The organism is Parvibaculum sp. (assembly GCF_030694575.1).
Taxonomy (GTDB): Bacteria; Pseudomonadota; Alphaproteobacteria; order Parvibaculales; family Parvibaculaceae; genus Parvibaculum.
Window position 1 is genome coordinate 22486 of the sequence record NZ_JAUYUS010000005.1, and the last position, 9080, is coordinate 31565.

The following is a 9080-nucleotide window of genomic DNA, read 5'->3' on the forward strand; positions in this document are numbered from 1 at the left end:
AGCGCAGCGACGAAGCAATCCAGAAACCGCAAACACCGTATATGCCGCTACTGGATTGCTTCGCTACGCTCGCAATGACGATTTTTTACATGCCAGTTATCCCATCCCTCTCAACGCCGCGAGCTGCTCTTCCCACCAGCCGCCCTGCATGGTGAGGAAAGCGCGGTCGCCGAGGCCGTGGCGCGCGGGGTGATCGGGCGGCAGGGTTTCCCAGCCGCGATGTTCGAGCACGACGCGAGTGCCGGCTTCCACCGGTTTGAAGCGGATGTCGACTTCGGTCACCTGCTCGTCGCGGAAATTCGGGCCGCGCCATTCGAAGACGAGGCGGACGCCCGGCTCCCAGACAAGAATGCGCCCCACCTCATAAAGATCGCCTTTGGCCTCGTCGTAGATTTCGATGAGACGGCCGCCCTCGCCCGGCTCGAACTTCATGATGCCGTTGGCCTTCGGGCGGAAACGGAATTTCACGCCGCGCTGCCACCAGAGATCGACCTCTTCGGTGAAGAGCCGAAAGGCCTCCTCCGGCTCGACCTCGAGCGTGATGCCGACCATGACATTCGCGCTCATTTCCTTTTGGCTCCCTTGCCCTTGCGCGATTTTCCTTCCGCATGCTTCTTGAAAGCGGAGAGCTGCGCGGTCCAGAAGGCGGCGACCTCCTCCAGCCAGGCCTGCAGATCGGCGAAAGGCGCGGCGCGGAGGCGGTAGACGCGGAGGCGCCGGTCGTCGCCCTCTTCCTCCTCCTCGATCAGCGCATTCTCGCGCAGCACACGCAAATGACGGCTGACGGCCGGGCCGCTGATGTCGAAGGCGGCGGCAAGCTCGCCCGCGCGCATCGGCCCGTCGCGCAACATGTCGACCATGCGGCGGCGCGTCGGATCGGCGAGCGCGGCGAGAATGCGGTCGATGTCTTCCGGACCGGCAGGCGCGGCGCTCATCCCTTGCCTTCGACCTTGAGACCGGGGCTCGCCTTTTCCATTTCGTCATTGGAGAGGACGCGCATCGTCTGGCCGAAGGTCCAGAAATGGCCTTCGGGATCGAAGACGCGGTAGATCTTGTCGCCGTAGAACTGATCTTCCGGCTCGGCGGCGATGTTGGCGCCGGCTTCCTTCGCGCGCTTGAAATGCGCCATGACGTCCTTCACCTGGACATGGACGCATTGCGTGTTCTTGCCGCCGATGGCCTTGGGGCTCGACGGCCAATCCGCCCAGTTCATGCCGCCCAGCATGATGCGGCCATTGCCATATTCCATCTCGGCGTGCTGGATGACGCCGTCATCGCCCGTGAGGCGGAGACAGGTTTCGAACCCGAACGCCTTTTCGAGCCAGTCGAGGGCGGCGTTCGGGTCCTGATAGAAAAGCGCGGGCACGACCTGCGCCGCGGCGCTGCCGGTTTTGTCAGCCATGATGTCCTCCTCCTTCTACGACCGGAGGATATTTAACCTAAAAGCTAATATTTAATCAAGACGTTATATATCCAGCACGATCTTGCCGAAATGCGATGCGCCCTGCATGAGCCGGAAGGCATCCTGCGCATCGGCAAGGGGGAAGCGCTTGTCGATGACCGGATGGATGCCGTTCTGCTCGATGGCGCGCGACATATCCTCGAAATGCGCGCGGCTGCCGACGGTGATGCCGCTGATCTTGAGATTCTGCGAGAAGATAGCCGCGACGTTCACATCCTTCGTCATGCCCGACAGAAGACCGATGACGGCGACGTGACCACCGACGCGTGACGCCATGATCGACTGTGGAAACGTATCTGCGCCGCCGACCTCGACCACATGATCGACGCCGCGCCCGCCGGTGAGCTTGCGCGCCTCGCCCGCCCAGTTCGGCGTCGCCTTGTAGTTAATGAAATCGTCCGCGCCGAGCTTCTTCGCGCGCTCGAGCTTTTCATCCGAGGATGAAGTGACGATGACGCGCGCGCCCATTGCCTTGGCAAATTGCAGAGCGAAAATAGAGACGCCGCCTGTGCCCTGCACCAGCACCGTGTCGCCCGCCTTGATGTTGCCCTCGACGACAAGCGCGCGCCAGGCGGTGAGCCCGGCACAGGGGAGACAGGCGACTTCCTCGTCGGAGAGATTGGCGGGCGCCTTCGACATGCCCTCGGCGGAGAGGCACATATATTCCTGCGCGCAACCGTCGATGGGGCCACCCAGCGCCGTGACCCCGAGGACCTCCGGGCGCGGCCCGCCCGAATGCCAGCCCTGAAAGAAACTCGGCGCCACGCGGTCGCCAACCTTCAGGCGCGTGACGCCCTCGCCCGCCTCGACGACTTCACCGCAGCCATCCGACAGCGGCACGAGAGGCAGCAGCTTCGGATTGCCGCCCATGCCCATCACGGTCGCGAGATCGCGGTAGTTGAGCGAGGCGGCTTTCATTTTCAGGACCACCTGCCCCGGCCCTGCCTTGGGCACGGGCCTGTCGAGCGGCTTGAGATTGCCGATCCCGAACTCGCCTTGAATGGCCATCGCACGCATGTCGTTTCCTCCGGTTATTGAATGCTTGTTGGTGCAATAACTGGAGCATGAGCGTGCAATGTCAAACGCTGCCGGACTGACGCAGCGTTTGCGGATGTTCAGCGGGGGGTGTCGCCCTTGATCTGCGTGCGGTGCATGACACGGCGCTCGCGCCCGTCGAAGCCGTCGCGGCGATGAATGGCCGAACGGTTGTCCCAGACGAGCAGGTCGCCGACCGCCCATTTATGCGTCCATGAAAATTCCGGTTTCGCGCAATGCGCCCAGAGCCGGTCGAGAAGCTCTTCGCTTTCGGCGACGGAATAGCCTTCGAGATAACCGTTGAGGCGGCGGCCGAGATAGAGCGCCTTGCCGCCCGTGGCCGGATGCGTGCGGATGGCCGGATGCTTGGCGCCCGGCGCGGTACGCACGTCGAGAACGGCATCCGCACCCGCGCGCAATTCGCCGACGCTCGTGGTGCTCGCATCGTGATTGCAGGTGCGGCCCTCGATGGCGGCGCGGAGATCGGCCGGGAGTTCCTCAAGCGCGCGGTACATGTTGGCGAAGCTCGTATCGCCGCCCTTCGACGGAATTTCCAGCGAATAGAGCACGCTCGCCATGGGCGGCTGCGGGACATAGGACATGTCGGTATGCCACTCGGCTTCCTTGTCGCCGAGCGCGCCGATGGGCTTTCCGTTTTCGACGACGTTCGAAATGATCCAGATCTCCGGCCGCGACTTTTCCTGCCCACCCGCCATGTCGGTGGCGCTGGCCGGCGCGATGTCGAGCTCGCCGAAATGCCGCGAGAAGCGGATGAGATCGTCGTCGGAGATTGTCTGACCGCGGAAGAGCAGGACGGTGTGATCGTACCAGGCTTGCTGCACGGCTTCGAAATCGTCGGCACTGAGCGGCTTCGACAAATCGAGACCGCGAACCTCCGCGCCGAGCGCCGCACCTGTCGGGATGACTTCAATCGTCATTTTTCTTCTTCCTGTTCTTCTTCCGGAACCAGCAGGCCGCCCTGCCAGCGCATTCCTACAAATACCGCGCCTGCAAGGGCGACAAACCCCGCTCCAGCCATCACAAAATAGGCATGCGCGCCGAGAATTTCATAGATAGGCCCGATACCGATGGTCACAAGCCCCATGATAACGCCGGATGCCATGGCTGCGTAGAGGCTCTGCGCAGTGGCGGCAAGCCGTGGCGGCGCGGCCTGCGCGACGAACTGCACGGCGCCGAGATGCGCCGCGCCGAAGGTGAAGGCGTGGAGCGCCTGCATGACGAAGAGGATCGCGAGCGGCGGGCTGAGGGCGGTGACGGTCCAGCGCAGGATCGCCGCCCCGCCCGCCAGCATCAAAAGGCGGACCGCGCCGAGCCGCGCCATCAACGGCCCGGAAATGTAAAAAAGGACGATCTCGGCAATGACACCGGTCGCCCAGAGAAGACCGATCACCCAATCCGCATAGCCTTGCCGCTGCCAGGCAAGGGAACCAAAGGCGTAATAAACGGCGTGCGTCGCCTGAACGAGGCTCGCCGTCAGCACGAAGAGAATGAAGACCGGATTGCGGCCGATGCGGAGCGCGCCCGCGAACTGGTGGCGATGCGTGACGGGTTTGCGCGGCGGCGGCGTCTCGCGCGGCAGCAGCCAGACGCCGGCGACATTGAGCGCGAGCGCGCCGACAAGGCAGAGCGCGATGATGGCGGGCGGATTCCAGTCGAGCAGCCAGCCCGCGCCCGCGCTGGCCCCGACGAAGGTGACGGAACCCCACATGCGGACGCGCCCGTAATTCATGCCCTCGTCGATCCGCGCGCGCATGGCCACGGTTTCGATAAGCGGCCCGATGGACGGGAAGATCGCGTTGAGGACGAGCGCGACGAGGAGAATGGGGCCGAAGCCCTCGACCACCAGGAGAAGCGCGCAGACGGCGAGCGAGGACCATGCGAGCCAGATGATGACGCGCCGCCTGTCGCCCAGCCTGTCCGCGACGAAGGCGAAGAACGGACTCACCACGATGCGAAGGAACAGCGAGAGCGCGACGACGAGCGAAATCTCGGTCGCGTCGAGGCCGCGCGATTTCAGCCATACCGGAAAGAACGGCAGATAGACGCCCGTGAACAGGAACATCGTGCCGTAGACGGTCGCAAGGCGGATGGCGAGAGACATGGACAGGGAGCCCCGGGGCGTGCGCATGAGTGATAGCGCGGCGCCCCGGCCGGGGGAAGCCCCTACCCGCCCCCTACCCGAATGACGGCAAGGGCAGCTTCCGCCGTTCCGTCGAGGCCACGAGCCAGTCCCAGATGCGGGCTTCGAGCCCCGCCGCCCAGGAGGCTTTCGAGGTCTCGGCATGTTCCTGCAGCTCGATCAGCAGGCCGGCAAGCGCGGCATTGCCTTCGTTGAGCGTCCTGACGCGGAGCGAGCCGTCCGTCGTGGCGGCTGCGGCAGCGAGTTTCGCCTTCAGCGCGGCATCCTCGACGATCCCGGCCGCATGAGCGAAGAGCGCGCGCATCTCGTTGTTCTCAGCCACGCGGATATCGGCCGCGCGGTCGTATTCTTCCGACGCCATGAACAGCATCAGTCCCATGATGCTGACATTGCCGACCGAATATTCCGCGTTGAGGTGCGGGGCGATATCCATGAGCAACGTGCCGAGGAACCCCTGCATGACGATATCGACATCGGGTTTCATGTGCGTGCCTCCTTCGATATCTCGGCGAGCCGCCGGGCGAGCACGCGGTTGTGAACGTCAGTGCAGTACCAGCTTGAAAATCCGAGCACGGGATCGCGGTTGGCGCCCTCCTGGTATTCCTTGCCCGCCGAAATCCAGATGGCGAGCCCCTTCAGCGAATTGAAAATCTCCCACCAGCGCAGACGCACGGGATCGATTTTCAGACCGCTCGCCTCCTCCCAGATGCGGAAGGCCTCGTCGCGGTGGATCATGCCGCCCGGCCGGTCGAGCTGCTCATAGGCCCAGAGCGGATCGGCTGCCCACGCGACATCTTCCAGCGGATCGCCCAGATGGCACATTTCCCAATCGAGAATGGCGCGAATATTTCCCTCGCCGTCGAAGAGAAAATTGCCGGTGCGGTAGTCGCCATGCACGACGGAAATTTTCGGCGATGGCGGCGGCGGATTGCGGCGAAGCCAGCGGATGGCCGCGCGCGCGACCGGCTGCGGCGTCAACTCGTCCTCGTCGATCACCTGTTCCCACTTGTCGAGTTCCCGCTTCCAGCAGACCTCCGGCGCAACCGGCTCCATGTTGGCCGAGAAGCCGATCTTGTCCGGATCGGCGGCGGCGATGTGGCCCAGATGCGACCAGAACTGGTGGCCGATCTTCTGCGCATGCGCCCCGTAGGGCTCGGCGTTGAAGGCGGAACCCGCCTGACAATTCTCGATCTGCTCCATCACGAAGAAGGGCCGGTCGAGCCAGGAAAGATCGGTCTCGAGATAGAGCGGCTCCGGCACCGGCAGGCCCGTCGGATGGAAGGCGCGATAGGCGTTGTATTCGAGATCGCGCTCCGTCTCGATCAGGCTCGCGACGGGATCGCGGCGCAGGATGAGCGCGCGCGAGACGGGCTTGCCGCCTTCCTGCCAGCTCGCGCGGAGCCGGAAGGTTTCGCGGCTGGCGCCGCCGTGAATGCGCGAGACGCCGCTCACTTCGATGTTTGAGGCAGCGGGCATTCGTTGCGCGAGATAGGCCGCAATGCGGGGGGCAAGTTCTTCCATGTTCGCCCCCCTTATTTCGCAGGATCGAGAATGTCTTTGAAACCGGACGGCGCATGCGGCCCGATAATCATCTGTTCGAGGATGCCGCAGCCCTGCCGCGTCGAACCGTCGGGCAACGTCATGACGGCGTCGCTGAACGCCTGAATGTGGAGGTGGGGCGGCGCGAAGCTTTTGATGTCGGCGAGCTTGAACTCTTCATAGCCGAGCGCATTGTCGCCCTTGTGCGCGCCATGCGCCCATTCGGGGTGCCCATAGCCGAGACCGAGCATGTAGAAATGGAACTTCGACGTTAGGTCGATGCGTGTCTTTTCGCCTTTGCGGTTTTCGAAGAAGAGCGAAGCCGATTTAACGTGGCGCGAACCGGAGATATAGCGGAGCTCGTGATGCACGCGGTCCATCTCCTCCGCTTTCGCATCGCGGCCGAGCGGACAGACAACGCCGGAGAGGTTCCACGGATCGCCATGCTCGTCGTCGTTCACATGGAACAGCGTGATGCGGTCGTCGAAATTGAGCGGCGCCCAGAGCCAATAGAACTGGAACGGGACCGGCGGCACGGCGGGCTGCGCATCGGCGGCGCCGATGGGCCGCACGCCCCATGAGCGGTCGCGCGTGCCGAGATACTTGTCCTTGCCGACTTCGATGCGCTTGCCCTTGATCTCGATCCAGCCTTCCCAGACGCCGTTCTGCGTCAGGCGCGTGAGATCCATCATGGTGCGCGGACCATTGCGGCGCGTGAAGCGCGGCTCTTTCAGGGCAGGCGCGCGGCCGTGAAAGGTGAGGTCGGCGGTGATGCCGTATTCATTGCCGGAAACGCAAACGCGGAGCGACTGCAGCGGCTCGACGACGTCGATCGAGACGGGGCCGACATGCGTGTCCATCCGCTCCATGTTGAGAAAGCGCGAGGCGTGGATGTTCCGCTGCACGCCATCGACAATGACGCAGAAGGCGGCGTCCATGATGTTGATATGCGGATAGACGCCAAGCGCGGCGGCGAAGAAGACATCGCCCTCGAGCGTGTAGCCGTTGAAGAAATAGCGGTCGTAGAAATTGCGGTCCGTGCCCGAAAAGGCGATCGGTTCAGGGGTCTGGTGAATCGGAAAATCGTCGGCCTTGGTGAGCATGTGCCGTCCTCCCTGCCCCGGCTTGTTGCCGCCGGGTGCTGCTTTTGTCTTGATTTTGACGGCAACAATGACGGCCCTCGTGCAGTGGGTCAACTTTACCCACCGCACCGGCAACCGGGCGCGGATGACGCTACGGCATGGCGCGCGATTTAAATTTCGATCATCTCGAAATCGCTATTCGGCGCTCCGCAGACCGGGCAAACCCAGTCATCCGCAACCTCCGCCCAGCGAGTGCCGGGAGGAAGGCCCTCCTCGGGCAGGCCCTCGGCCTCGTCGTAGATGAAACCGCACGTCGCGCATTGCCAGGTCTTGTAGCCACCGCTTTCGTCCCCGCCCGCCATGGCACCCCCCTCCCAGATGCGCCTCCAAAAACCATATTTATTTTATGGTTATAAAAACGATAACTCAAGGACAAGGAATTGGCGCCGCTGCGCCAAGCAGACCGGGATGACCAATTTCAAAGGCAGTTTGTCCAACTTTGCGGTCGATTACGCCTAATTCCTGCAAGCGGCAATGGCTTCCGCCAATGCTTTTTGTCCGTCCGCGGACAGATGGATACCATCCCTGTAATATGCATCGGATCGGATAAATTGGGATTCGTCGATGATTTTGGCACCGTCGGCAGCCCGCCTAATTGCGGCGTACCCAGCGCCCCTTACACCGGTCTGATATTCGTTTCGCGTTGGGTGCAAAATAAAGCAGGTAGGAATCGGCTGCTTCGCCAAAGCCGTCACGGCTTCCAATGCGCGTGAGTCGCTTTTGTCGTTTTCGAGTGGATCCTCATCGGATGTGTCTGCGTCAAAAATGGGTAAGTATCGGGGCAGGTACCTTGTCGCAAGCTCTGCCAAAGCCAGCACGGGCGCTTTTGTTGGATGCGTATTCTGGTTGAGCGGCTTATATGTTGGAACGTCGGCAGCATCATGGCTGGAGAGGACAACAACGAGTAGATCAGAGTCGAAAAGCCCGAATTTGTCGATGTAGGCTTCCATGTTCTGTGGCCCCCAGCTTCCGGCCGAGGCATTGAGAACCCGAACCCCATTGTTTGACAGAAGTGTCGTGGCAAGTTCTTCGTGATCGGTAAGACTTCCGCCATTCAGAATGGAATCCCCTATGGCCAATATGCGGAATTCGTTTTCTGGCTTTTTGTCGGGAACTCCTTCGCTCCGCATACCAAATTCATTGAATATCTGATGGTTTCCGAAACGATACACGTCTTGGTTTGGTGCAAACATATACTCGATGGTCGCATCGGTTATCGATAAGGGTGGCGTTCCAAGCCCGAGCCCCCACCGGGCTAATGCTTCCAGCAACACTACACCGACAATAGCTGCCGCCCCGATTCCCGCTAATAACCGACTACTCAGCACGATCCGCCTCCTATCAAGTAACTGACAGTAGTTCGCGTACTTGGCGTGCCACCCGCAACAGCAGAGCTTTCCGACTCTCTCAAGCTACTCATTGATACTTGACCTAACCAAGAATGGCGCGAATCTGTCGCACGCCGATCATTACGCGCAAGATGAGATTGGCTCGGGTCGGTAGTAGGTGCTGAAGGCGCCCCCTCGCATTGCTTCTTCCCCAACTTTATCCGATGCTTCCGCCACAGGGCAGGAGAAAACGAAATGCGGATATGGCTCACCATCGGCGCATTGAGCGGCCTGTTCTCGGTCGCGCTCGGCGCTTTCGCGGCGCATGGATTGCAGAGCCGCGTCGGCCCCGCCGAACTCGCGGTCTTCGAGACGGGCGCGCGCTACCAGATGTACCACGCGCTTGCCTTGCT

The 9080-nt window shown here is 62.2% G+C and carries 12 protein-coding genes; 1 reads left to right on the top strand and 11 read right to left on the bottom strand.

Annotated features, from left to right (window positions below):
• Positions 1-96: 96 nt before the first annotated feature.
• From Q8S60_RS00865 to Q8S60_RS00915, 11 genes are all read right to left on the bottom strand, one after another.
• Positions 97-567, bottom strand: a complete 471-nt coding sequence (locus Q8S60_RS00865; RefSeq protein ID WP_305276570.1) for an SRPBCC domain-containing protein — start codon at positions 565-567, stop codon at positions 97-99.
• Positions 564-935: a helix-turn-helix transcriptional regulator gene (locus tag Q8S60_RS00870; protein ID WP_305276569.1), complete on the bottom strand. Its 372-nt coding sequence runs from the start codon at positions 933-935 to the stop codon at positions 564-566. The genes Q8S60_RS00865 and Q8S60_RS00870 overlap by 4 nt, the downstream gene beginning before the upstream one ends.
• Positions 932-1402 (bottom strand): VOC family protein, encoded by a 471-nt coding sequence (locus tag Q8S60_RS00875; RefSeq protein ID WP_305276568.1) that lies wholly within the window; start codon positions 1400-1402, stop codon positions 932-934. Before Q8S60_RS00875 ends, Q8S60_RS00870 begins: the two co-directional genes overlap by 4 nt.
• Positions 1403-1465: 63 nt before the next feature.
• Positions 1466-2479 (bottom strand): NAD(P)-dependent alcohol dehydrogenase, encoded by a 1014-nt coding sequence (locus Q8S60_RS00880; protein WP_305276567.1) that lies wholly within the window; start codon positions 2477-2479, stop codon positions 1466-1468.
• A gap of 98 nt (positions 2480-2577) precedes the next feature.
• Complete coding sequence (locus Q8S60_RS00885) at positions 2578-3435, bottom strand: TauD/TfdA family dioxygenase (protein WP_305668267.1); 858 nt, start codon at positions 3433-3435, stop codon at positions 2578-2580.
• On the bottom strand, positions 3432-4619 hold the full coding sequence (locus Q8S60_RS00890; RefSeq protein WP_305276565.1) for an MFS transporter: 1188 nt from the start codon (positions 4617-4619) through the stop codon (positions 3432-3434). Before Q8S60_RS00890 ends, Q8S60_RS00885 begins: the two co-directional genes overlap by 4 nt.
• A gap of 73 nt (positions 4620-4692) precedes the next feature.
• On the bottom strand, positions 4693-5142 hold the full coding sequence (locus tag Q8S60_RS00895; protein ID WP_305276564.1) for a hypothetical protein: 450 nt from the start codon (positions 5140-5142) through the stop codon (positions 4693-4695).
• The gene (locus tag Q8S60_RS00900) at positions 5139-6179 is read right to left on the bottom strand and encodes a phosphotransferase family protein (protein ID WP_305276563.1); all 1041 of its coding nucleotides are present in this window, start codon (positions 6177-6179) and stop codon (positions 5139-5141) included. Before Q8S60_RS00900 ends, Q8S60_RS00895 begins: the two co-directional genes overlap by 4 nt.
• Before the next feature lie 11 nt (positions 6180-6190).
• A complete protein-coding gene (locus tag Q8S60_RS00905) occupies positions 6191-7300 on the bottom strand; it encodes a hypothetical protein (RefSeq protein ID WP_305276562.1) in 1110 nt (369 codons plus the stop codon).
• Between the two features lie 149 nt (positions 7301-7449).
• On the bottom strand, positions 7450-7641 hold the full coding sequence (locus Q8S60_RS00910) for a rubredoxin (RefSeq protein ID WP_305276561.1): 192 nt from the start codon (positions 7639-7641) through the stop codon (positions 7450-7452).
• A gap of 153 nt (positions 7642-7794) precedes the next feature.
• Positions 7795-8667 (bottom strand): hypothetical protein, encoded by an 873-nt coding sequence (locus Q8S60_RS00915; RefSeq protein ID WP_305276560.1) that lies wholly within the window; start codon positions 8665-8667, stop codon positions 7795-7797.
• Between the two features lie 255 nt (positions 8668-8922).
• Here Q8S60_RS00915 and Q8S60_RS00920 point away from each other — a divergent pair.
• Positions 8923-9080: DUF423 domain-containing protein (locus Q8S60_RS00920; RefSeq protein WP_305668268.1), on the top strand; the 158-nt coding region annotated here is incomplete at its 3' end.

Coding starts and splice junctions, on each gene's coding strand:
- Q8S60_RS00865 (WP_305276570.1), bottom strand. CDS start 567: ATGAGCGCGAATGTCATGGTCGGCATCACGCTCGAGGTCGAGCCGGAG.
- Q8S60_RS00870 (WP_305276569.1), bottom strand. CDS start 935: ATGAGCGCCGCGCCTGCCGGTCCGGAAGACATCGACCGCATTCTCGCC.
- Q8S60_RS00875 (WP_305276568.1), bottom strand. CDS start 1,402: ATGGCTGACAAAACCGGCAGCGCCGCGGCGCAGGTCGTGCCCGCGCTT.
- Q8S60_RS00880 (WP_305276567.1), bottom strand. CDS start 2,479: ATGCGTGCGATGGCCATTCAAGGCGAGTTCGGGATCGGCAATCTCAAG.
- Q8S60_RS00885 (WP_305668267.1), bottom strand. CDS start 3,435: ATGACGATTGAAGTCATCCCGACAGGTGCGGCGCTCGGCGCGGAGGTT.
- Q8S60_RS00890 (WP_305276565.1), bottom strand. CDS start 4,619: ATGTCTCTCGCCATCCGCCTTGCGACCGTCTACGGCACGATGTTCCTG.
- Q8S60_RS00895 (WP_305276564.1), bottom strand. CDS start 5,142: ATGAAACCCGATGTCGATATCGTCATGCAGGGGTTCCTCGGCACGTTG.
- Q8S60_RS00900 (WP_305276563.1), bottom strand. CDS start 6,179: ATGGAAGAACTTGCCCCCCGCATTGCGGCCTATCTCGCGCAACGAATG.
- Q8S60_RS00905 (WP_305276562.1), bottom strand. CDS start 7,300: ATGCTCACCAAGGCCGACGATTTTCCGATTCACCAGACCCCTGAACCG.
- Q8S60_RS00910 (WP_305276561.1), bottom strand. CDS start 7,641: ATGGCGGGCGGGGACGAAAGCGGTGGCTACAAGACCTGGCAATGCGCG.